Below are 24,961 nucleotides of genomic sequence, written 5' to 3' on the forward strand. Positions count from 1 at the left end.
ATGTTAGAACTCAAACAAGTTACCCCTCAATCCCCCTTGTGGAATTCATTTCTTCATCTTTATGGCGAATATTTTCAACGCCATTGGCCGGAAGTCTTTAGGGATCAATCAGAAGAGGCTATAGCAAAAGAAAATCACGCAGTCCTTGAACAACGTATTCAGCAAGGTGACAGAGGATTGTTTTTGTTGCTGAATGCCGGGCAATTGGCAGGTTTAGCCAATGTATACCTTGAGCGGGAAGAAAAAGTAACCCTGAATATTGCTGAATTTTATATCAGGGATGAATACCAACGACAGAAACTAGGTTATGGATTATGGCATGCCATGCTGCAATGGGGACGTCACCATGGTGCAACACACGTTCATCTGGAGACAGATGTAGGCAAAAATGCTAACTGTTTTTGGCAATTTCATGGACTTTCAAGCCATCAAATAGACGGGCGCATACACTACAATGGCTCCATCCCTCCCCTGAAAATACTTTGGATCAGGCATGGAAAAGTTATCCCACTTGATCACCTAGATTATTGCCCTGAAGATAACCTGATCGCCCTTGATGCCACTGCAATCAAACAGGCTGAAGAAATCGGTACACGAATACTGGGGAATCTTCCGTGGCAAAATATTTATACCTCACCTCAACGCCGGGCACTTGAAACCGCCAAAGCACTCAGTTCGGCACATAAATATTGTTCAATACAAGAAACTGATGCGCTGTGTGAATTCTTTCCAGAAGAGCTTATTGGCATGAAGTTAGAGGATATTCCGCATCGTTATGGTGAAGATTATGCTTATCGGTTACTGCATACCCCCCTTGATTCACCATTTAAAAATTCAGAACAGGTGATGGAAGCGGCCGATAGAATCCATCGTTTTGTCATGCAAATGGGCGACGAACTCTTAATGTCCTCTATGCGGATCATTATCTCCCATCAAAATCTGCACAATATTTTCTTGGCTAATTTGATGACAAACAATCTCAATCTTTCTGGACGATTGCACCTCCATAACCTTCATGGCAGTACTTTTTTATACTGTCCTTATACTAAACAATTCGATATAGAAAATGTAAATATCCCTTTATGAGATAATAATATGTTGAAAAATATTCCATATATTATTTTTGACGCAGATCCATTCTGTTTTGGTCCAATATCCACCACATTAAATGTGGCGGAACAGTTAAAGCGTCGAAATAAGTTAATATCGGGCACTAAGTTTATTTTGTTAGGTACACTCACCTCGTCTCAATTAGGTCAAAAATCCAGTTTATTTGACGCTATTTATGAATGTGATACTACCTCGGTTACCGAGCTTTCACGCTATTCTGAACTTATTTCAGGAGCAAACCTTTACATTAGCAACACGAACCCTAACTCGATCAATTTTGTTGCAGAACTGGGTACACCCATTATCTATATCGATACTCTATTTTGGATGTGGGATAACCTCCATGTTGATCTGCACCAAACCGAAAAAACCTTCATTCAGAACTTTCATGGAATAGAACGAAATATTGAAAAATTCCGTGACAAGCTAGGTGATTATCAAGTTGTACCCCCGATTCTTCCTGACTCTCTGCAACAATGCATGATGGATGAGCATCCACCAGAAGGTGTATTAATCACTCTTGGTGGCATTGATACGGTCTACGCTGATACAACAGACTTTTACTACCATTTCCTTCAGGAATTGTTGTCTATTCCCAATCTGAAAAATGAAACCAACATTACTATTGCAGGTGGCGGCAAAACAATCGTAAATCTGGCAAATATGCTTGCCAAAACACATCCTCATATTCATGTTGGCTGTTTTGCAAGACATGATTTTCTGCAAAAATTACTTCGTGCCCGTAAGGTTCTATCTAATCCGGGACTTACAACATTTTATGAATGTGCCGCACTCAATAAAGATGTTTTTTTCTTACCACCACAAAATTATAGTCAGCAATTACAGCTAGAAGTTTATCTTCAACATTATTATACCTCCGAATACGGTTTTTTATGGCAATCTGAATATGGCTATCCTGAGATTCTCTCATACTTGCCAGAGAAAAAGGGTTTAGAGTTAATTAAAAAATGCAACGAGTTATTCATGAATAATCCTATAGAAAGAAAGCGTGCTATGGAGATGATTAACAAATTCCTCTCAAAAGAGAAAAATAATTCTAATTTTTTCCATGATATTTTTAATCATAATTCAAATGACATTATTGTTAATTATATTGAAAATAGAATATCCAATCAAAAATTGACATAATAAAACAACCATATGAATATAGTTAACTATTAACATAGCTAACTTATGAATATAGATAATTAAAATGATGATCCTATGATATTCGCATAACAAAATACATTATTATCATCTATTAATAAAAATCATATCTTATTTCTATAAGAGGCAATCCTATGTCCATAATATTTTCTGATCTTAAAGTATTTATCGGTGGCCCTATTCAACACGCCTTAAAACTCAAGACATTAGATAATAATTTACAAACTCACCTAAAATCTGCCATTCATCAATTAGAATCACTCGGTGCAGAAGTTTTTTCAGCCCATCGTACAGAGCAATTTGGAGGAACAACACATCTATTTACACCAGAGGAAGTTTCTCAACGAGATCGCCAATGGATGGAACAGTGTGATATTTTCGTTGCTATTTTGCCAGTTTGTCCACAACAGAAAAAACTAATACGAACCGATGGTACTCATATCGAATTGGGCTGGGCTTCCGCCTTAAAACGTCCAATTATACTGGTAACCGAAAAACCTTTTGATGACTCTGCCAGCCATTTACTAAAAGGTCTGTCAGCTATTGCTCAGGTTTATCATATCCCTTTGAATGATTTTGAATACGACCCAGCCATATTAAGCCATACGATCCAATCCATAGTAGTAAAACAAGTTGTTCAAAAATCTTCAGCTGTTGCATAAAATGCGGCAATAGGGGCCCACGCCCCTATTCACCAAACTTCACTCATTATGAATGAGTATCTGAATTTTGGTGAACCAGCTCGCTGTGCCAGCTAATTAATTCGTTACGTATCTTTTCTGGTAATACCGCCACATGACACCCTTCTATTGCACCTGCCAATGCAAGCAACAAACTGACATTTGTTTTTTTCCTATGCTGCTGGAGTTTGAGGTAAGTTGCTTTTGCTCCTAACATTCGTAATTCTTCTACTTTAGAGATACCCACTTTCCATAATTGCCTTTCTAAAGCGATCCCTAAATTAGGAAGATCTTTAAGCCTAAGAGGCATTTTCTGTCTATCAATTATTTCTTTCATTGTGTATTGATAGGCTAAATTTACATATTCAAATAACTGTTTTTGATCCTGCCAAAGTGATTCATTAACACGGTAATACCGCAAAGTCACAGGTATTCCTCTTTTTGAATAAATAAATTTCTCCATTCCCCTAGCCTTAAATAATACTTCAGCGTGACTATTTCCTCGCAAATAAAGTTCCCCATCAGAACTAATGGCGAATAAAATACCATCAATTAACAACCCAATGCCCCCAAATTGAGATTTTTTCTTAAGCTTTCCCAGTGAAGATACACCTTGTTGCAATTGGGCCAAACGAGCTCCGGATAAAAACATTTTTTATCACTCCATGAATCACATTCCAACGTAATGCTTGATTATGTCTGCTATCTATAAAATAGATAACAAGAACAATTAATTAAAACCATACGCAATCTATTTCCAACTGCCAATCGTTAAGTCAGAAAAATTCTAATTTCTGTAAATTTTTGCGAAGCGCTTTGAAAAAAAGAGACTTGCTTTTAATCAAATAGCGTTATACTGTATAAATATACAGCTTATTATGGCGAGGAACATTATGAGCATCCGATCAGCGTGGGAATATCTCACTGAGAAAAAAACAACAGCTGCTGGCACAACAGTAAACGAACATAAAACAGACAAAACAATGGTTGGGATGACCGTGAAAAAGCTGTCTTTTGTGGAACCACCTCAATATATTTCACACACAATAAAAGGTACGATCAGTGAGCTGATCTACAGTGAACACCAACCTGCCATTCATCAGATTCTTCTTCCTTTATTACGTCAGTCTGGAAAAGAAGATCGATGGTTGCTTTGGGTAAACCCCAATAAGAAGTTGAGCCGTCAGTGGCTAATAAATGCAGGGCTTCCTCTAAATAAAATCATTCAATTAAATCAAGTCTGTCCTACAGATTCGATTAGTGCCATGGAAAAAGCTTTGGCAAGTGGAAATTACAGCATTGTATTAGGTTGGTTACCCGAATTATCGGAATATCAATTAAATACGCTACAACTGGCCGCACAAAAAGGAACTACTCTTGGTTTTATTATGCGTCCACAAAATTTATCACATCAATTTATTTCGCAATCTAATGGATTACAAATTCACTCTAATTACTATCATTGATTTAAATTAGGATTAATCTTAATAATTTTTATAAAAAACAAGCTACCAATTGATATTTATTATTGTTTGCAATAAAAATCAATGTATTAATACCGTAAATATTGTAAACATTCGTCAATAATGCTTAGGGTTTGTCTGTCGGTAATTAAATATTTTGTGTCATGAGTCACAGTGTACTTGTAACTTTTTAACTTCGTTGTAGACTTTACACAGTTTAGGGAGTTGTGCTTACTGCTCTTATATTTCAGAACACATCTTCTGATTAAAGCACAATTACCTAACAGAACATTTTAACCAATGGCTAACAATAAGGCTTTTAAGGCCAATTGCCTATTTGGATGATAACGAGGCGTAAAATGAAGAAAACAGCTATCGCAGTAGCAGTGGCAGTGGCAGCTTTCGCAACTGCTGCTCAAGCAGCTCCAAAGGACAACACTTGGTATACCGGTGCTAAGCTGGGTTGGTCTCAATACCATGATGTAAATTTCTATGGAAATGGTTACGATAACCTGATTGGTAACGGCCCTACCCGCAAAAACCAACCTGGCGCAGGTGCCTATGTCGGTTATCAGGCAAACCCATATTTAGGCTTTGAATTGGGTTATGACTGGTTGGGACGCATGGCCTATAAGGGTAGTATTAATAACGGCTCTTTCCGCGCTCAAGGTGTTCAGCTAACGACCAAACTGAGCTACCCGGTTCTGAATAATCTGGATGTTTATACTCGTCTTGGCGGTATGATATGGCGTGCAGACTCGTCTGCAACCCACAATGCCAATACAGCAGATCAGAGCAGACTGAAAAACCACGATACAGGTGTTTCTCCTCTGGCTGCGGTTGGTGTTGAATACGCACTGACCAAAAATCTAGCAACCCGTCTGGATTACCAGTGGGTTAACAACATCGGTGACGCTAACAGTGTTGGTGCCCGTCCAGATAACGGTCTGCTGAGTGTTGGTGTTTCTTACCGTTTTGGTCAAGGTGAAGCTGCACCAATCGTTGTCCCAGTTGCTCCTCCAGTTGTAGCAGCGCCAACCCCTATTGTTGAAAACAAAAGCTTTACTCTGCGCTCTGACGTTCTGTTCAATTTCAACAAATCAACGTTGAAAGCAGAAGGTAAACAGGAACTGGATAACCTGTACAACCAACTGACCAGAATCGACCCAGATCAAGGCAAGGTTCTGGTACTCGGTTATACTGACCGCATCGGCAGCCAAAATTACAACCTGCCACTGTCTCATAAACGTGCTCAATCCGTTGTAGATTACTTGATTGCTAAAGGCATTCCAGCAGATTCAATCCAAGCAGAAGGCCGTGGTAAGGAAAATCCTGTCACTGGCTCTACCTGTGACAAAATTAAAGTCCGCTCTAAGCTTATCAACTGCTTGGCTCCGGATCGCCGTGTAATTATCAACATTCAGGGCGTTACTAAAGTGGTTACTCAGCCACAAGCAGCTAAGTAATATAGCCTCTCTCTATTCATTAAAAACCCCATTTTAAATGGGGTTTTATGTTTTGATACATTTTCCTATTGATTACTGGTTATTACCGGGGTTATTTCCCCAATATTGCTTCCAAATCCTGCTTCAAACTCGATATTTGATGAGTATACTTTTCCCGATATTCAGCATCTTCCAATAATTGAATGATCGTTTCTGACAAAGTATTACCGCGACGTCGGGAAAGCGCTGAAAGCCGCTGCCAAACACGAAAATCCAGATCAATTGATTTCTTACGTGAGTGTTGGTGTTCAGCATTAAAATGACGTTTACGCCGTGCCCGAATCGTTTGCTTCATTCGGTTGGATAAATCCGGATTCATGTGCAGAGAAATCCATTTCAATACTTTGACTGGTTCTCGTTCTAAACTCATTAGTTCATTGACCGCATCCTGTGCAGCGCTTTTTTCAATGTATTTAGTAATCGGCTCACCTTCACGATGCTTTTTTGCCAAATATGCCCATTTCCAGCCACATTCCAGATTTTCCAATTGTTGATATTTCATTTCATCTCTCAGTGACAGCGTAACTTAAATTAAGCATAGCAACTATTTCTTTGAATTGCTCATAACAACACAGAACACTGGCATATTTTACAAGCAACGAAAGCACAGGCTCAAATGTCATTTCTTTCAAAATTCAGGCATGTTGGTTCATTGCTTAATCTTGTATAATAAATGTTTCTTTTTTACTATATGTAGCTAACACTTTGACGAATATAAAATTAGACTGGCAGGCATTACAGCCAAACAATGCGCCTTATCAAGCACTCTTTAATTCTGTCGCTGAATTGCCCCCCATCACAATAGATGAGGTTCAACCCAGGCTGCACAGTGGGTTATCCCTTTTTTGTCAGGCCTCTCTGCGCCAACCTTTTATGCTGCTGAAGGCGGAAGAGAGTAATGCTTATCTGTCTCTTTTATCCGATACTATTTCCTCTTTGTTGCCGGAAAACCGTCCAAGTATCGGCGGCTATTATCAGATAGAGCACCAAACCATTACTTGGCACTCTACAGGGGAAGGCTTTTTTGCACCAACTGAACAAGTGGCTTACCGTGAGTGGATTGAACCAGAGCAATTATTTGGCAATATCTATACACATCAAGGGGTACTACAACTGCAACCCGGCCTTATCCATCAGGTAAACGGTGGTATCTTGATTCTGTCTCTGCGCACCCTGCTTTCTCAACCATTGATGTGGGTTCGTCTCAAGCAGATGATTATTCAACGCCGTTTTGATTGGCTATCACATGATGAAAAGCACCCTCTCCCACTGCCGATACCGTCAATGGAACTGGATCTGCGTCTGCTTTTAGTCGGAGACAGACTCAGCCTTGAAGAGCTACAATCCATCGAGCCTGAGCTGACGAACAATGCATTGTATGGTGAATTTGAACTGGATATGCCCTTTCATGAAGAAGATGATCTGACAGTATGGTGTCGATACGTTAATGGGATCATCCAGCAACAAAACTTGCCTCCATTAAGTGCTGATGCCTGGCCAGAATTGATTAAACTCGCTACTCGTTACACAGAAGATCAATTCCAGTTACCTCTGGATATTCAATGGGTGCAACAAAAACTAGAAACCGCAACTATTTATCATCAGGAAAATCAGATCACCAAAGATTCTCTACAACAAGCGGAAGATAATCGTATTTGGCGTCATGGCTATTTGTCCGAACGCAGTATGGACGAAATTCTGAAAGGTCAGGTATTGATTCGTACACAAGGCTCAGTTATCGGCCAAATCAATGGGCTATCCGTGCTCGAATATCCTGGGCATCCTGATCCAATGGGGGAACCCTCTCGTATCAGTTGTGTTGCACACTTAGGAGATGGCGAATTTATTGATGTGGAACGCAAGGTTGAGTTAGGTGGCAATATTCATGCTAAGGGTATGATGATCATGCAGGCTTATTTAATTTCTGAATTGAAATTAGATCAACCACAGCCTTTCTCTGCTTCTATTGTTTTCGAACAATCCTATGGTGAAGTGGACGGGGATAGCGCTTCACTCGCCGAACTGTGTGCCCTTATCAGCGCTCTGTCACAACAGCCTATTGACCAGCAAATTGCTGTTACTGGTGCCGTGGACCAATTTGGTTATGTACAACCCATTGGTGGAGTTAATGAAAAAATTGAAGGCTTTTTCCGTCTATGTCACTACTGCGGGCTAACCGGCCATCAAGGTGTCATTATTCCAACCACAAATGTTCAACATTTATGCTTGAATCAAGATGTTGTTAATGCGGTAAAAAATGGGCAATTTCATATTTGGGCAGTCGGGCATGTCTCTGAAGCTGCATCATTGTTACTCGGCATTCCCTATTATGACCCACAAAAAGAACATCTGTTAGCTATCATACACGAACGCATAACACAGGCTAATATTCAAGAAAGACCTCGATTTCCTTGGTTTCTCCGCTGGTTGGGTTAATTCCATTATTATCTGATCGGAGTTGTTGAGCGTACAAGTGTACGCTATTCTCTAGCCTTACACGATGATAAGGCAATCTGAGAATATGTTTAAAAAACAAGAGTCCTACACGAAAGAAGAACTTCAAGCCTCTGGACAAGGTAAATTGTTTGGTGAAAATGGACCACCGCTGCCTTCTGGCAATATGCTGATGATGGATCGCATCACGAAAATGACAGAAATCGGTGGTACTTACAATAAAGGGTATGTCGAGGCTGAATTCGACATCAATCCTGAGTTGTGGTTTTTCGATTGCCATTTTGTCAATGATCCTGTTATGCCCGGCTGCCTCGGTCTTGATGCCATGTGGCAGCTCGTCGGTTTCTTCTTAGGCTGGATCGGTGGAGAAGGTAAAGGCCGCGCACTCGGTGTTGGGGAAGTCAAATTTACTGGACAGATATTACCAACGGCAAAAAAAGTGACCTATCGTATTAATTTCAAGCGTGTCATTAATCGCAAATTAATTATGGGACTGGCCGATGGCGAAGTTCTGGTGGATGGCAAACTGATTTATACTGCGGCTGATTTGAAAGTAGGCTTATTCAAAGATACCAGTGCTTTTTGATGAACGAACAAATGAACTGACATTGGCGACTAACAAATTGATTAACCTCTGTCTCCGATGCTGAAAACCTCCGCAAATGGCGGAGGTATTTCTCTTACTTGTTACCATGAAGATGAATAAACGATCGTTTTTTGCCTGATTTTTCCTAGTCATATCCTTGTATAAAATGAATATCAAGCAAAGGTAGACATAAAATAGTTATGATAAACATTTACTCGGTTAAGGTTGCAAAGAAAGTTGTTTGGCAATTGATTTAGCTAACTGATTGTAACCCTTTGATAAAGTAAGCACTAATTCAGCATAGCCATTTTTTTCCTGTTTCAACTTAAAGTTGAAAGGCCGCTTAACCACCTTATCTGAGTTAGACAGTATCCAATAGCCTCCAATCAACACTTGACCATCATATCGCCCGTGAAAAGCAGTTATTGTGACATCCAACGTATCTGCATCTTTTTCTAATTCCTGATCAGAAACCAAACGATTTGGAAATGCTGCGCTCAGTTCAGAACTCAATGCTTGTTGTAATTGCTGCTGCAACGGGCTAGCCCATAAATGGTTTGATGCATTGACATAGCTTACATCTCCTGTTTGATACACTATTCCAGGAGCCGCAAGGTAGTCAGAAAGGTGAACGCTTTTTATCCACAACTGCGGTTCATGTTTCGCCCCCAGTTTGATCTCCTGTGATGCAGACTTTTCCGCTACCACATTAGCCAAAACAGGCAATTGATAATACGTTTTTTGTAGCTGACCACTGCTGCATCCTGAAGTAAATAGACTCCCAACCACAACAACACTAACGGGAATAAAAAATGCCAATCTTGAAATCAACTTTTTCATTATTTAAGTGCCTTTTTAGGTTCTGGATCTTTTGTTGCTTCAGCTTCGAATACTAATGCATTACTTTTATTATTAAGCGTTTTTAAAACAGGTTGTAATTCACGTAATACTTGATCCAACCGCTGCATATTATCCATCAGTTTACGATAAGCGGGTGAGCCTGGTTGAATTCCCTGCATACTGCGGTTCAACTCACGCAATGTATTTTGTATATCTTTAGGAAGTGCCTGCGCTTCTTGACTCGCGAGAATACGATTTAATTCACCTATTGTTTTATGTGCTTCTTTCATCGTCTTCTGGCTTTCTTCGAGTGTCCGTTTTGCCTGATTGAATACTGGTTCAATCGGCATGTTATTGATTTTATCCAATGCCGTTATAATCTTCTGCTGGATTTGCGCCAAACCACCACTGATTGTGGGTAGAGTTTCATAACCTGCAATTTCATATGGATCTTTCCAGACTTTCTCATTAGGGTAAAAATCCAGATCAATAAACAATGCGCCAGTCAGTAAATTTCCCGATTTCAAGGAGGCTCTTAGCCCTCGCGCAATAATCAACTTTAATTCTTTATCTGTATCGAACCCATTTCCCAATTCTTTCTTAAAACGCTCAGGCTCTATATGAATCAATACAGGAATGCGAAAATCATTGTCGAGCCGTTGCTTAACCCCTTCAGGATAAAAAGGTACTGCGGCTACAGTACCCAATCGGATACCCCGGAATTCTACGGGCGCTCCTGTCTGCAATCCACGCACTGAATCAGAGAAAAATAATAAAAAGTCTTTATGCTCGGTATAAAGTGAGCTTTGGATGCTTCTTTCACTATCATAAAGTTTAAAAACTTCTTTTTCTTTAACGGGATTACCCAGAATCCAACCTTTCGGTACATCAAAACTCACTCCACTCGCAAACAAGGTTGATAATGAAGCTACATCAACCCGTAAACCTTGCGATGACATATCGAAAGATACGCCACTGTCTTTCCAAAATCTGACATTGGTTGTCAATAAACCATCGTAAGGATCATTAACGAAAATTTGGTATTGGACTTGTCGAGATTTTGGATCAAAGGAAGCAGTTTCAACCGAGCCTACACGATAACCCCGGAATAATACGGGATCACCAGGTGTTAATCGTCCTGCTTCTTCACTGGTCAGGATAATACGAATGCCTTTTGCATCAGGGGAAGCAAGTGGGGGTGAAGCAAGCAATGAAAAGGTTTGTTCTTCCTCTCCTTGTGTGCCGGGCTGTAATTCAATAAATGCACCTGACAGTAATGTACTCAGGCCGGAAACCCCTTCACGCCCAATCTGAGGTTTTACAACCCAAAATGTGGTATCTTTGCGCAAAAGACGCTCCATACCATAGATCAGGCGAGCTGTGATAATAACCTTGTTCAAGTTATCGCTCAGTGATACGGTTTCGACGACACCAACGTCTACACTGCGGCTTTTGATTTTAGTTTTTCCTGCTTCAATCCCCTCAGCACCCGTTGTTGTCAAAGTCACTTCCGGCCCTTGGTGACTGAAATGATAAAACAATATCCACGCCCCAATAAGCACAGTGATAACTGGTACGATCCATATAGGTGACCAACTCTTCAGTTTACTGATTCGGGCTTGAGTCAGATCTTCTTCTTTATCCGTCACCTTATGATTCCTCATTTTTATGTAACACAAATTTACTGTTGGATTTATCCCAAGTTAAACGCGGATCAAATGTCATTGATGCAAACATTGTCAAGATCACTACCAAAGCAAACAGTACCGCCCCCATAGCCGGATAGATACTCATTAACTGCCCCATCTGAACCAACGACGATAATACAGCAATAACAAACACATCAATCATTGACCAACGGCCAACAAACTCCACGACTTCATAAATAAAATGCATCGTTTCTGAGTCATGTTTGCCTTGGCTTTTCGCATCCCAGCACAACCAACTGATAGCCAGCATTTTCAATAAAGGCACCATAATACTGGCAATAAAAATAACCATCGCAACCGGGTAAGAACCAGAACTCCAAAGTAGAATAATGCCCTCTAGAATAGTCGAGTTAATGTGACTTCCTAATGATTGGGTTATCATTATCGGTAAAATATTCGCCGGAATATAAAGTATGACGGATGTTATCAGTAGTGCCATTGTGTATTGGAGACTATGGCGACGACGAGCATATCCCCTTGTGTGACAACGGGGGCATTGAAACTGATGGGCTGGTAAAATGGCTGCACAACATTGACACAACCTGACTCCTTGCACCAATCCGGGAACTCCTGCTTGTAATTTGTGACAAATTTCAGGGGCTGGTTCTATTTCATTCCAAAACCAATGTCTATCAAGGCACTGAAATGCCCTGATCTGAAATAAGCAAAATAGACAATAAGGCAAGAAACTCAAACCAATGCTGATTTCACCGTATGCCATGAGCTTAACAAAGCTCACCAATACTCCCGCAAGGAAGATTTCTGCCATACACCACATTTTCATCTTAAACAGAATGCGCGCCAACTCTATTTTCAAGCGGCGCGCCATTTTGACGTTTTGACATAAAAAGATGATGGCAACCATACAAAATGCTGGCACAAGCTGAACAAAGATCAGGAAAAACACAGCCATGCTGGAATAGTCTTCACTGAACATCATTTCGGGGATCTGAGTCAACGTTATTTGACTCTCAATCCCCGCAACACTCATGCTAACAAAAGGAAACAGGCAAGCGAGAAACAGCATCATTAATGCGCTTAATGCATAGCCTGTTGGTTGGTTACGCGGCTCTTTCCACTTTGCGGTCAGTAAAGTATTACACCGTGGACAAACCGCCTTTTTCCCTTGTTCCAAATCAGGCACAGCCACCAGCATGTCACATTGGGGACAAAGAACCAGCTTATTGTGCTGGTGGTTATTGGAACACAAAGTGTTTCTCCTTTAGCAAAACCCACAAGTTTCTTTTATGCAGCAGCTATCATCCGTTTTTCATCATTTCCAATTCTTGCCAACGATCAAAAGCTTTTTCCAATTCTTGTTCTTTATTCGCTAATTCATTCAGAACATTTTGTGTAATTTCATGTGATTGATTGAAGAAATCTGGGTCACTGACCTGAGATTGTAATTTATCTATCTCTTCTTCTAGCTTTTCTAATAATGATGGTAGTTGCTCTAATTCACGCAGTAAATGGTAACTTATCTTATTGTTTGTCCGTTTAGGTAATTCTTTCGGTTTTACTACCTTGTTCTCAACATTCACCTTTTTCTCTGAAGCTTGACGCAGAGAAATAGTTTGCATCCGTTGCTGCTGAGCATCGTAATATCCCCCTACATAATTGTTGATTTCACCATTGCCTTCAAAAATCCAGCATTCAGTAACTGAATTATCAACAAATTGACGATCGTGGCTCACCAAGATCACGGTTCCGGTATAACCATCAACCAATTCTTCCAGTAGTTCCAATGTTTCAACGTCAAGGTCATTGGTCGGTTCATCAAGAATAAGCAGGTTGCTTGGTTTCAAGAATAGTCTAGCCAATAACAGACGATTGCGCTCACCACCAGAAAGTGCTCGTACAGGCGTCATCGCTCGTTTGGGATGGAAAAGGAAATCCTGCAAGTAACCCAGTACATGGCGGGAGCGTCCATTGACCATGACTTCTTGTTTACCTTCAGCCAGATTATCCATGACGGTTTTATCCGGGTCCAATGCAGTACGGTGCTGATCAAAGTAGGCCACTTCAAGTTTTGTCCCACAATGAATACGCCCATTGTCTGCTGACAACCCACCCAGCATGAGCTTCAATAACGTCGTTTTACCGCAGCCATTTGGCCCCACCAACGCAATTTTGTCGCCACGCTGGACTTGAGCCGAGAAATTTTTGACTAATGTTTTATCACCAATCTGGTAATTTACATTTTCCATTTCAAATACGATCTTACCGGAACGAGTCGCTTCCTCGACCTGCATTTTCGCCGCTCCCATAACATTGCGACGTTCAGAGCGTTCTACACGCAGGGCTTTCAGTGCCCTTACCCGGCCTTCATTACGGGTACGCCGTGCTTTAATACCCTGACGGATCCAAACTTCTTCCTGAGCCAGCTTTTTATCAAATTCGGCATTTTGTAAATCTTCAACCCGCAGGGCTTCTTCTTTTCCTTCAAGATACTTATCGTAATTTCCCGGCCATGAGGTCAGTTTCCCGCGATCCAAATCAACAATGCGTGTCGCCATGTTGCGAATGAATGAGCGGTCATGGGAAATGAACACAAGACTGCCATTAAAGTTTCTCAGGAAATTCTCCAACCATTCGATGGTATCGATATCAAGGTGGTTGGTCGGTTCATCAAGAAACAACACTCTTGGAGAGCAAACCAGCGCCCTGCCTAAAGCCGCCTTACGCAACCAACCACCAGATAGTGAAGATAGTTTCGCTTCTGCTGGCAAGGAGAGTTGTTTCAGCACGTCGCTAATACGGCTATCCAATGACCAGAGGCCGCGGATATCCAGTATTTCCTGTAATTCTGCCAGATGGTTAAGGTTCTTTTCGCTGGGGTCTGTTTCCACCAAACGCGAAGCATTATGGAACGCTTTAATGCACTCCGCCTGCTCTTTTACCCCTTCTGCAACAAAATCAAACACCGTACCTTCTACATCACGGGGAGGATCTTGCTGTAAACGCGCAACAATCAGGTCTTGCTCATAAATAACTAAGCCATCATCCAGTGGTTGCTCTTTTGCCAATACGCGTAATAATGTGGATTTTCCCGCACCATTTCGCCCAACCAAACACACCCTTTCGTTTTCTTCGATATGCAGCTCGGCATTATCCAACAACGGCGCATCACTGAATGATAACCAAGCACCGGATAAACTAATCAATGACATAATGTTATTTTTCCTCGCCAGCGTGATGCAGCAGCCAGCAGTTATGGATCTGACGGTTACGGGCAAAATCCTGAGATAAAGTTTTTTCTGTTATTTCGTTTGCAACCAGTCCCAACTTATTCAATTCAGCAAAATCCATTTTAAAACCCCGTTTATTATTGGAGAACATTAAGGTTCCACCAGAACGTAGCAGGCATTTTAATTGTTTCATTAATGTAATGTGATCACGCTGAATATCAAAAGTGTCTTCCATTCGTTTGGAGTTAGAGAATGTTGGGGGATCAATAAAGATTACATCGAACTGTTCACGGGTCTGAGCCAACCATCCCAAGCAATCAGCCTGAATCAAACGATGCTGGCGTCCAGTTAAGCCATTCACCTGTAAGTTTTTCTCCGCCCACTCAAGATAAGTGCGAGACATATCTACTGTAGTCGTCGAACGCGCACCACCCAATCCTGCATGGACTGTCGCCGAACCGGTATAAGCAAACAAATTGAGGAAATCTTTGCCTCGGCTCATTTCACCCAATTTTTTACGGGCAATACGGTGATCAAGGAATAATCCGGTATCCAAATAATCGGTCAGGTTAACCCAGAATTTCGCACCATATTCGTTTACCAAAAAGAATTCTTTCTTCTCGGCCATTTTTTCATACTGATTTTTGCCTTTCTGACGTTGGCGAGTTTTCAAGATCAGTTGGCTGGATGATAAGCCAAGTACATTCATTGTTGCACTGATGACATCAAACAGACGTTGGCGAGCTTTATTGGCATCCACTGTTTTCGGTGGTGCATATTCTTGCACAATGATTTTATCAGCATAGCGATCAACAGCAACATTGTATTCTGGTAAATCCGCATCATATAAACGATAGCAATCAATACCTTGCTGTTTGGCCCATTTACTGAGTTTTTTCTCGTTTTTACGCAGACGGTTAGCATAATCCTCAGCGATACCTACATCCAATGACTGAGTTTTATCCGATAGTTGCTCGCTCTTTTGGATAAGGTAATTCTTTTGGATGCAATCCAGGGGGCCATTTTTGGCCTTAAACTCACGCTCTGCTCGTAATTGCAGGCAGCTCAATAGTTCTGGGGAAGCACTGAACAAGGATAAACGCCAGCCAGGGAAGCGAGCTTTAATCACACGACCAAATATGCTATGCAGTGCAATCAATGCGGGTTCACTTTCAAGGCGCTCACCATAAGGCGGGTTACTTAATACCGTACCCACAGGCCCTTCCGGCAATGGGTTTTCCAGTTTGCTTGCATCTTCCTGCTGGAACTGGATTAATTGAGCCACCCCTGCCCTGCGCGCATTTGAACGTGCCATGTCCATAACACGGCGATCAATATCCGTTCCGAAAAAGCGAGAAGTGGTTTCCTGTAATCCCTTACGGAAACGTACCTGTGCTTCTGTAGTAATTTCACGCCAGATTGTTTCATTGAATTTCAACCATGATGTGAATCCCCAATGCTTACGATGCAAGCCGGGTGCGCAATCTGCCGCCATCATGGCCGCTTCTATTAGCAGCGTTCCTGAACCACACATTGGATCAACCATTGGTGTTCCTGGATTCCAACCAGAACGAGAAATAATCGCTGCGGCAAGATTCTCTTTCAGTGGTGCTTGTCCGGCCAGATCACGGTAGCCGCGGATATGCAGGCTATCCCCACTCAAATCGAGTGATACTATTGCTTTCTCTTTATGCAGGAAGACATGAACACGAACATCAGGTTGTTGTTTAGCAACATCAGGACGTTGCTTTATTTTGCGCATAAAACTATCAACAATGGCATCTTTTACTTTCAATGCGCCATATTGCGTATTTCTGATCTCCTCATTCGTACCACTGAAATGCACAGAAAACGTGCTATCAACTGAAAAGATCTCACTCCAGTCAATGGACTGGACACCAAGGTACAGATCCAAATCACTATAAACTTTGAATTCATTGAGCGGCATCATGATACGGGATGCCAGTCTGCTCCACAGCAGACTTTTATACATCACCCGATCGTCGGCCTGAAAGTGAACTCCACCTTGGGCAATCTTACAGGATTGCGCTCCCAGTATTTCTAATTCGTTCTTTAACAGTTCTTCCAGTCCACGTGCCGTGCTGGCAAAAAGAGAATTCATATTATTAATCACCACAAAAAGTTTACCACCAAAAAAATTGCTGCACATTATAGCCAATACCAACAACATGTCATAAAGTTGCTGATACGATCAAAAATAAAAATACTCTGGAAATATTGGATGATAACTCTGTCTCGTCTCTACACCTACCCCGTCAAATCCATGCGCGGATTGCAACTCTCTCACTCCCTCGTCAATGAAAGTGGCCTGATATTTGATCGCAGCTTTATGATAACCACAACAGACGGTACTTTTATTACGGCTCGCCAATACCCACAGATGCTACTGTTTACCCCAACTATGCTCCATAACGGTCTGTATTTACAGGCTCCAAACGGGGAGAGCGCAACTATACTTTACAATGATTTTAAAGAGGAGCGTTTCCCGACTGAAGTTTGGGGAAATCATTTTACTGCTTTGGTCGCCCCTGAGCTGGTGAACAGTTGGCTAAGTGGCTTTTTGGATACCCCTGTACAACTGCGTTGGCTCAGTGAGGAACTCACACGACGGGTCAAAAAATTCCCCGATATTTCTTTATCATTCGCAGATGGTTTCCCCTATTTAATTATCAATGAAGCCTCTTTTCATGCTCTGCAACAACGTTGCCCTGCCAGCATTAAAATGGAGCAGTTCCGTGCCAACATCATTGTCACAGGTGCAGCACCTTTTGAAGAGGATAGCTGGCAGGTCATTCAAATCGGAGATATTGTTTTCGATCTACCAAAACCATGCAGCCGCTGTATTTTGACAACAGTCAGCCCGGAAAAAGGCCGTAAAAATCCAAAGGGTGAGCCGCTGGCTACACTACAGTCTTTCAGAACGGCCAAAGAAAATGGCGCGGTTGATTTTGGGCAGAATGCAATTGCCCGTAATAGTGGCATTATCCGAGTTGGTGATCGTGTCACCATTTTGGAAAAGAAAATACCACGCGAATATGGCTGTGGTGAGAAATCGACTGATTTGACTATAGAAGAAGTTACTCAGCAAGCAATTTCTATTGAATTCAATGGACAGCATTTTGTCGGAAATAATCAGCAAATTATTTTAGAACAGCTCGAAAATCAAGGCATTCAGATCCCCTATTCATGTCGTGCCGGAATTTGTGGCTCCTGTAAGATATCCTTGCTTAAAGGGGAGGTATTGCCATTAAAATCAACTTCCATCAAGAATAATGGAAAAATTCTGGCATGTAGCTGTATACCTAAAAATGATTTAGTCATTGAATTAAGCTAAACATTAATAATATGTGATGATGGCATTTGCATCAGGCAGTGTAAGTAAAACCATCTGTCTGATGTTTATATTCACATTTATCTTCTTAATTTTAATTGGATTTTTATTGTTCGGTTTTTAGGCAGGCAAGATATTATGAAAAAAAGTTATTCCGCTAATTGATCTTATAAAGATATCTAATCGTATATGTTCAAACGCAATCAGGCACTAAATTACCCTATCATATATCGATAATTGAGCTGGCTCGATATAAGGCATCATCCGATCATTCATGACTTTGATGGGATCACAAAAATTCAATACTCGATCATTCAACTCTAAATTTTGCTGTGCCAGCAGGCATAAACTGGCATTATCGCCCACTTCTGCAACCATAAACAACGCTTCAGTGCCACTATCCTGTAATTGAAGCTGAACAATTTCACCGGATTCTGGTTTTTTTATTAAAGAAAAATGGGAAAAATACCAGCTTTTAGGCATTTGTGGTTTCGTAAAGCGTAACGCAACCACCCCATTCAAAGCTAATTCAGCTCTAAGCGCCGGTGCGATATTAATAAGACGTGAATGTTCTTCAAAAGCGTAAAAAAGCGCAGCATCATCAACTGAGAATGACATTTCTTTCATTGTAACGGCATAATCAGTCAACATTTTGGCAGGAAAGCGAGAACGAAAAACCATGCCATTAGCGAGATCTAGCATGACACGGCTATGCTCAGTATCAAAATACCAGCGCCACTGGTCATCAGGTCTAATTTTCATTGATTACCCTTTTATGCTTAAAATAGCTTTTTTGGTTAAAAATAAGCATTATCGCCGAAATAAAAAGTCAAAAATAAATAATGAAATTTAATCTATAAAACAAAATATAGACGAATTGAGGGCAGAAATAAACCACCACCCTCAAATTTCAATAAATATTCAGATATGATTAACAATGTCTTTGATGAGTTTTGGCCCTTTATAGATAAAACCGGAATATATCTGTATTAATGAAGAACCTGCTTCCATTTTTTCTCTGGCCGCAACCAATGAATCAATTCCACCGACACCAATAATTGGTATTTCACCTTTTAATTCTTGGGAAAGGCGACGGATAATTTCTGTGCTGCGCAATTGGACAGGACGTCCACTTAATCCTCCGGCTTGCTGGCAGTGATTCAACCCCTCAATAATCTTTCTATCCAATGTGGTATTTGTTGCGATCACACCATCAATATGATGGCGTATTAAACTATCAGCAATTTTTATTAATTCTTCTTCTGAAAGATCAGGAGAGATTTTAACAGCAACAGGAACATACTTTTGGAACTTTTGCTGAAGTTCATTTTGCTTATTTTTAATCGCGGATAAGAGATCATCCAGTGCATCACCATACTGTAATGTTCTCAAACCAGGCGTATTAGGAGAAGAAATATTGATAGTGATATAGCCTGCATGAGGATAAACTTTATCCATGCAAATTAAATAATCATCTTTTCCATTTTCGACCGGAGTATCTTTATTCTTACCAATATTGATTCCGATAATCCCATCGTATTTTGCCCGTTTAACATTCTCAACCAGATTATCTACCCCAAGGTTATTAAACCCCATCCGGTTGATGATTCCCTCCGCTTCAACCACACGGAATAATCTTGGCTTATCATTTCCATCTTGTGGGCGCGGTGTTACCGTTCCTATTTCAACAAACCCAAAGCCCATCGCACCAAACGCATCAATGCAATCACCGTTTTTATCAAGACCAGCGGCTAAGCCGAGTGGATTTTTAAAAGACAGCCCCATGCAAGTAACGGGTTTAGTGGCAACAGACTGGCGGATGAGAAATTCGAAAGGAGTATCGGCGACACGTTTGAGCTGGCGGAAAGTAATCTCATGTGCCTGTTCAGGATCAAGCTGGAACAATGCCTTCCGTACTAGAGAATAATACATTTAAATTAACCTATTGTTTTTTATAACTTTTTACGTTGGAATTGTCAGTTATACTTTTTAAATTATGCACAATCCCATACATATATAATTGCTGCATTGCGTAACTGGAAGAGAGGGCTAATTTACCATTATATGAGTAAACAAAAAAGCCCTTCCACGAGCAGACAAAAAGAATATCATTCAAGTTCTTTTATCTAAATTGGCTATCCTCGTGATTTATTAACAGTCGGCTCTGGTCGGAGGACAAAAGGATAGTGTTCAACACAATAATATCATTGCTATTAATTTCACTCAGTAGACTGGATTGAATATTCATTCCGTATTCCCAACGCATATATATTTTATTTTTTCCAGCCTAAAGTATATCTGCCGGATATGGCGTGTAAACACTGTCTGAACAAGGAAATGATAGGATTATGAAAAAACAAACTCCATTATTTTAAATGGAGTTTGTCAGTAATCTGATATCCTCCGGCAATAACCAAAGGATGTATTACATATTAACTTTCAAGTGCCTTGGTAATTTTTTCGAACAAATCACCAGACAAGTTTTCCAATCCTTTCAACTGTTCCAATGCAGCACGCATTAAGACCTGACGTTTCTCATCGTAACGTTTCAGACGAATCAAGGGATTAATCAAACTTGATGCGACTTGAGGGTTTCGGCTGTTCAGATCCGTTAGCACTTCCACCAAAAATTGATAACCACTGCCATCTTCAGCATGGAAAGCCACAGCATTGCTGGTAAAGAATGTTCTTAATAGCGAATAAACGCGGTTTGGATTACTCAAGCTGAAAGCGCGATGTTTCAGCAAGCCACGTACTTTACCAAGCGCATCGAAGGCCGGATTGGTTGCTTGCAACCTGAACCATTTATCCATGACCAAACCATCCTGGTGCCAGCGCTGATCAAACTCATCCATTAATTGATAACTACAAGGCAATTCAGCAGACACCGCCGCAAATAAAGCAGCGATACTGTCAGTCATGTTATCAGCCTGATAATATTGTGCCGCCACTAATTTATCAGCCAGCGCTTTGTTATCCATAAGGGCCAGATAATAGAGGCAGGTATTACGCAAATCGCGTTTCGCTATATCCTGATGATCCACACGGTATGCACCTGTATGGAGGCTGTGATAAACCGCAGCAAATTCATCAGCCATCTCATTAGCCAGCGCCTTTGCCATTGCACAAATAACATCGTGAATAGCGTTAGGATCTACGACCGTAAACAACTCTGCCATTTCATTTTCAGATGGCAGAGTCAGGATCAATGCAGCCAAGGCCGGATCGATATCTTTATCCAGCAATACAGCACGGAAAGCATCAACAACATGCATTGGCAATTCCAGTGGCTGGGATTTTTGGCTGCGAGCAACATTCAGCTTCACATAATTGGTTAGCAATGTTTGCGCAGCATCCCAACGAGAGAACTCATTGCGAGCATGTTTCATCAAGAATGAAAGTTGCTCATCGCTGTATGGATAATCCAATTTCACTGGTGCAGAAAATTCACGCAATAAAGAAGGAACAGGCCGTGATGAAACATCATCAAATACAAATGATTGTTCTGCATTAATGACATTCAAAACATGGTGTACAGGCTGACCATCACGACGTAGCGGGATTACCTTTCCTTGTTCATCATAAAGCTCAATGTCCAGAGGAATATGTAATGGTTGTTTCTCTTTCTGATCTGCCGTTGGTGGTGTCATTTGACTAACGTGCAAAGTATATTGCTGTTTTTCAGCATCGTATTCGTCACGAACAGTCAGTACAGGCGTCCCAGACTGGCTGTACCAGCGACGGAAGAGTGTCAAATCAACATTTGAAGCATCTTCCATTGCCTGAACAAAATCATCACAAGTTGCAGCGCTACCATCATGGCGGTGGATATAAAGCTGTATACCCGCCTGAAATTGCTCTTCACCCAATAAAGTATAAATCATCCGGATAACTTCCGAGCCTTTTTCATAGACAGTCAATGTATAGAAGTTATTCATTTCCATCACTTGATCGGGACGGATAGGATGAGCCATAGGGCTGGCGTCTTCCGCGAACTGTGCAGCACGCATGACACGCACGTTATTGATGCGGTTAACAGAACGTGAACCTAAATCAGAACTGAACTCTTGATCACGGAATACGGTCAGACCTTCTTTCAGGCTTAATTGGAACCAATCGCGGCAAGTAATGCGATTTCCTGTCCAGTTATGGAAATACTCATGACCAATCACTGCTTCAATAGCGAGATAGTCTTTATCTGTTGCGGTTTCAGTTTTTGCCAATACATATTTGGAATTAAAGACATTCAGCCCCTTGTTCTCCATCGCGCCCATATTGAAGAAATCAACGGCGACGATCATATAGATATCAAGGTCATATTCCAAACCAAAGCGAGTTTCATCCCATTTCATCGAATTTTTCAATGATGTCATGGCCCAATCAGCACGATCCAAGTTGCCTCGGTCAACAAACAGTTCCAGTGCAACCTCACGGCCGCTGCGGGTTACAAACGTATCACGCAGAACATCAAAATCACCCGCAACCAATGCGAATAAGTAAGCAGGTTTCGGGAATGGATCCTGCCATTTCACCCAATGGCGCCCATTTTCCAGCTCTCCTTGCTCAATACGGTTACCATTGGAAAGCAGGAACGGATATTTGGATTTATCCGCAGTAATGCGAGTAGTAAAACAAGCCAGAACATCTGGACGATCCAAATAATAAGTGATGTGACGAAACCCTTCGGCCTCACACTGGGTACACAAGGCATCTCCAGACACATACAGCCCCTCAAGTGCTGTATTTGCTGATGGATTAATTTCATTCACAATTTTCAGGGTGAACTGGGCTGGAAGTTGTTCAATCAGTAGTTTTCCATCCTGTTCCTGATAATACTCCCATGCTTTATCATCTATATAGATACTTTTTAACGTGAGGTTTTCTCCATCCAGAAGCAGTGGAGTAATGTCATTAGCCAGACGTTTTACCTGACTGATTGCCGTCACTGTTGTTTTTTCAGCACCCAGATCAAAATCGAGATCAATATCGGTAATTGTGTAATCTGGTGCTTTATAATCCAGACGGTGTTTAACGAGTCGCTGTTGTGTCATAGGGAACCTTTTCCATTACTTTTAACAGGCATATTTTTAACAGGTATGTTTTAGTAGACATGTTTTTAGCAGACATGCTTTTAGTAGGCATAGTTGTAACATCTATATAACCTTATATATGACCTTAGCTACAAAGCGCCTGACATATTGCGTTTCCATAGAAACAGACCAAGCGCTAACGCTGCCATAGAGAAACCATTCTTTCAATCAATAAGTCTCTTTTTTCATATGTTAATAACTTATTAAATAAAGGTATAAATGATGTGGTCAGCATATTAGTACTTTCGTGCTAATTGTCATCTCATATCTCATTTAACATGATATTATCTATAAATGGATTAACCTTAATCTTTAGATTCGGGAAAATATATGTACCTATATGGCTTCAATAACCGAATAATCACGGTATACTCTCCCGACTTTATCGATTTAGCTGACACGAATACGCTCCGCGAGGATGCCTGACGCGCCATGACTTTAGACGCTACCCCGATTATTAAATCGCTGCTTGATACTGATGCCTATAAGTTTCACATGCAGCAAGCAGTTTACCACCATTACAACAATATTCCTGTTGTTGCAGAATTTCGTTGCCGTGGCGATGAGCTGCTCGGAGAATACGCCGAAACATTACGTCATCAGATTGACATGATGGCAGACTTAGCATTGACAGAACGCGAAATCGATTATCTTTCTCGCCTCCCGTTCTTTAAAGAAGATTACCTGAACTGGTGCAAAACATTCCGCTTTAATCCCAAACAAGTGGAAGTTTCTGTTACCCATAAAGGACAATTAGCCATCCGTATTTCTGGCTTATGGCGCGAAGTGATCTTGTGGGAAGTGCCTCTGCTTGCCCTGATCAGCGAATTGGTTCATCGCCATCGCTCACCTGAAATAACACCAGAAGATGCCGTTATTCAGCTGAAAAAACTGATTGAATTGTTTTATAAAGACGCAGCAGCAGAGAATATCGATCTGTCTGGCTTTAAATTAATGGATTTTGGTACGCGCCGTCGTTTTTCACACGAAGTGCAATATGCCATTATCAATGAGCTGAAAAATAGCTTCCCCTATTTGATCGGAACCAGTAATTATCAACTGGCAGAGCAGCTTGATCTCCCTCCTCTCGGTACACAAGCCCATGAGTGGTTTCAGGCTCATCAACAGATTAGTCCTGAGCTGGCCAACAGTCAGCGAGCCGCTCTACAAACATGGCTGAATGAGTATCCAAACCAGTTAGGCATCGCCCTGACTGATTGCATCACCATGGATGCTTTCCTGCGAGATTTTGACAAATCATTGGCAACCGCTTATCAGGGTCTGCGTCATGATTCTGGCGATCCTATTGAGTGGGGTGAAAAAGCCATAGCACACTATCAATCGCTGGGTATTAATCCAATGACGAAAACATTGGTGTTTTCTGACAGTTTGGATCTGCAAAAAGCACTGGCGTTGTATCGTCATTTCCACAAGAGAATTAACGTTATTTTCGGTATTGGCACACGGCTAACCTGTAATATCCCGGGTATAAAACCACTGAATATCGTTATCAAGCTCGTCGAATGCAATGGCAAACCGGTAGCGAAACTTTCAGATAGTCCCGGAAAAACTATCTGTGAAGATGATGAGTTTGTCGATAGGTTACGTCGAGCGTTTGATATTCCCTATGTAGAGAAAGCGGTATAATCCAACCAATTGTCCTTTGCGTAACCAGCATAAAGTTGGTTACGCAAATAAAAAAACAATTTTTCCCCTGTTTCCTCATTAAGACCCGCAATTTCCTCTTGTTTCCTGAAATATGACAAGTAAGATAGAAGATCTGCTCCCTGATGAGGGGGTATTTATAGTAAATCTAT

The 24,961-nt window shown here is 41.1% G+C and carries 19 protein-coding genes; 9 read left to right on the forward strand and 10 right to left on the reverse strand.

The features are described 5' to 3' along the window. The 3 genes from PSI14_RS11065 (at nucleotide 1) to PSI14_RS11075 (ending at nucleotide 2,939) form a co-directional block, all read left to right on the forward strand. Complete coding sequence (locus PSI14_RS11065) at nucleotides 1-1,086, forward strand: GNAT family N-acetyltransferase (protein WP_273575934.1); 1,086 nt, start codon at nucleotides 1-3, stop codon at nucleotides 1,084-1,086. A 9-nt stretch (nucleotides 1,087-1,095) separates the two neighbouring features. After that, on the forward strand, nucleotides 1,096-2,259 hold the full coding sequence (locus tag PSI14_RS11070) for a hypothetical protein (protein WP_273575935.1): 1,164 nt from the start codon (nucleotides 1,096-1,098) through the stop codon (nucleotides 2,257-2,259). 152 nt (nucleotides 2,260-2,411) lie between these two features. Beyond that, nucleotides 2,412-2,939 (forward strand): nucleoside 2-deoxyribosyltransferase, encoded by a 528-nt coding sequence (locus tag PSI14_RS11075; RefSeq protein WP_273575936.1) that lies wholly within the window; start codon nucleotides 2,412-2,414, stop codon nucleotides 2,937-2,939. Between the two features lie 46 nt (nucleotides 2,940-2,985). Here PSI14_RS11075 and PSI14_RS11080 read toward each other — a convergent pair whose 3' ends face one another. Beyond that, complete coding sequence (locus PSI14_RS11080; RefSeq protein WP_273575937.1) at nucleotides 2,986-3,609, reverse strand: TfoX/Sxy family DNA transformation protein; 624 nt, start codon at nucleotides 3,607-3,609, stop codon at nucleotides 2,986-2,988. 241 nt (nucleotides 3,610-3,850) lie between these two features. Here PSI14_RS11080 and sulA point away from each other — a divergent pair, with 241 nt between their 5' ends. After that, nucleotides 3,851-4,423: an SOS-induced cell division inhibitor SulA gene (gene sulA / locus PSI14_RS11085; protein ID WP_273575938.1), complete on the forward strand. Its 573-nt coding sequence runs from the start codon at nucleotides 3,851-3,853 to the stop codon at nucleotides 4,421-4,423. A 356-nt stretch (nucleotides 4,424-4,779) separates the two neighbouring features. Then, nucleotides 4,780-5,886 carry a porin OmpA gene (gene ompA / locus PSI14_RS11090; protein ID WP_273575939.1) on the forward strand — a complete coding sequence of 369 codons (1,107 nt, stop codon included), beginning with the start codon at nucleotides 4,780-4,782 and terminating at the stop codon, nucleotides 5,884-5,886. A gap of 91 nt (nucleotides 5,887-5,977) precedes the next feature. Here the strand turns inward: ompA and matP are convergent, their stop codons facing one another. Continuing rightward, nucleotides 5,978-6,427, reverse strand: coding sequence for a macrodomain Ter protein MatP (gene matP / locus PSI14_RS11095; protein WP_273575940.1), 450 nt, complete (start codon nucleotides 6,425-6,427; stop codon nucleotides 5,978-5,980). A gap of 203 nt (nucleotides 6,428-6,630) precedes the next feature. Here matP and PSI14_RS11100 point away from each other — a divergent pair, with 203 nt between their 5' ends. Both PSI14_RS11100 and fabA read left to right on the forward strand, forming a co-directional pair. Further along, nucleotides 6,631-8,361, forward strand: a complete 1,731-nt coding sequence (locus PSI14_RS11100; RefSeq protein ID WP_273575941.1) for an AAA family ATPase — start codon at nucleotides 6,631-6,633, stop codon at nucleotides 8,359-8,361. Between the two features lie 85 nt (nucleotides 8,362-8,446). Beyond that, nucleotides 8,447-8,965 (forward strand): bifunctional 3-hydroxydecanoyl-ACP dehydratase/trans-2-decenoyl-ACP isomerase, encoded by a 519-nt coding sequence (gene fabA, locus PSI14_RS11105; protein ID WP_273575942.1) that lies wholly within the window; start codon nucleotides 8,447-8,449, stop codon nucleotides 8,963-8,965. A gap of 219 nt (nucleotides 8,966-9,184) precedes the next feature. Here the strand turns inward: fabA and pqiC are convergent, their stop codons facing one another. The 5 genes from pqiC to rlmKL all read right to left on the reverse strand — a co-directional run bounded on the left by pqiC (nucleotide 9,185) and on the right by rlmKL (nucleotide 16,824). Further along, complete coding sequence (pqiC, locus tag PSI14_RS11110) at nucleotides 9,185-9,805, reverse strand: membrane integrity-associated transporter subunit PqiC (protein WP_306309271.1); 621 nt, start codon at nucleotides 9,803-9,805, stop codon at nucleotides 9,185-9,187. Then, complete coding sequence (gene pqiB / locus PSI14_RS11115) at nucleotides 9,805-11,454, reverse strand: intermembrane transport protein PqiB (RefSeq protein WP_273575943.1); 1,650 nt, start codon at nucleotides 11,452-11,454, stop codon at nucleotides 9,805-9,807. Before pqiB ends, pqiC begins: the two co-directional genes overlap by 1 nt. 1 nt (nucleotide 11,455) lies before the next feature. Continuing rightward, the gene (pqiA, locus tag PSI14_RS11120) at nucleotides 11,456-12,670 is read right to left on the reverse strand and encodes a membrane integrity-associated transporter subunit PqiA (protein WP_370688847.1); all 1,215 of its coding nucleotides are present in this window, start codon (nucleotides 12,668-12,670) and stop codon (nucleotides 11,456-11,458) included. A gap of 103 nt (nucleotides 12,671-12,773) precedes the next feature. Continuing rightward, nucleotides 12,774-14,684, reverse strand: a complete 1,911-nt coding sequence (locus PSI14_RS11125) for an ABC transporter ATP-binding protein (RefSeq protein WP_273575945.1) — start codon at nucleotides 14,682-14,684, stop codon at nucleotides 12,774-12,776. Between the two features lie 4 nt (nucleotides 14,685-14,688). Next, a complete protein-coding gene (gene rlmKL / locus PSI14_RS11130; RefSeq protein ID WP_273575946.1) occupies nucleotides 14,689-16,824 on the reverse strand; it encodes a bifunctional 23S rRNA (guanine(2069)-N(7))-methyltransferase RlmK/23S rRNA (guanine(2445)-N(2))-methyltransferase RlmL in 2,136 nt (711 codons plus the stop codon). Between the two features lie 120 nt (nucleotides 16,825-16,944). Here rlmKL and PSI14_RS11135 point away from each other — a divergent pair, with 120 nt between their 5' ends. After that, nucleotides 16,945-18,057 (forward strand): YcbX family protein, encoded by a 1,113-nt coding sequence (locus PSI14_RS11135; protein WP_273575947.1) that lies wholly within the window; start codon nucleotides 16,945-16,947, stop codon nucleotides 18,055-18,057. A 207-nt stretch (nucleotides 18,058-18,264) separates the two neighbouring features. Here PSI14_RS11135 and PSI14_RS11140 read toward each other — a convergent pair whose 3' ends face one another. From PSI14_RS11140 to pepN, 3 genes are all read right to left on the reverse strand, one after another. Beyond that, a complete protein-coding gene (locus tag PSI14_RS11140; RefSeq protein ID WP_273575948.1) occupies nucleotides 18,265-18,816 on the reverse strand; it encodes a cell division protein ZapC in 552 nt (183 codons plus the stop codon). A gap of 159 nt (nucleotides 18,817-18,975) precedes the next feature. Continuing rightward, entirely contained in the window at nucleotides 18,976-19,986 is a 1,011-nt protein-coding gene (pyrD, locus tag PSI14_RS11145) for a quinone-dependent dihydroorotate dehydrogenase (RefSeq protein WP_273575949.1), read from the reverse strand. A 500-nt stretch (nucleotides 19,987-20,486) separates the two neighbouring features. Beyond that, on the reverse strand, nucleotides 20,487-23,105 hold the full coding sequence (gene pepN / locus PSI14_RS11150) for an aminopeptidase N (protein WP_273575950.1): 2,619 nt from the start codon (nucleotides 23,103-23,105) through the stop codon (nucleotides 20,487-20,489). Between the two features lie 471 nt (nucleotides 23,106-23,576). Here pepN and pncB point away from each other — a divergent pair, with 471 nt between their 5' ends. After that, entirely contained in the window at nucleotides 23,577-24,791 is a 1,215-nt protein-coding gene (gene pncB, locus PSI14_RS11155; protein WP_273575951.1) for a nicotinate phosphoribosyltransferase, read from the forward strand. Nucleotides 24,792-24,961: the final 170 nt, after the last annotated feature.

The organism is Xenorhabdus anantnagensis (assembly GCF_028598555.1).
GTDB classification, from domain to species: domain Bacteria; phylum Pseudomonadota; class Gammaproteobacteria; order Enterobacterales; family Enterobacteriaceae; genus Xenorhabdus; species Xenorhabdus anantnagensis.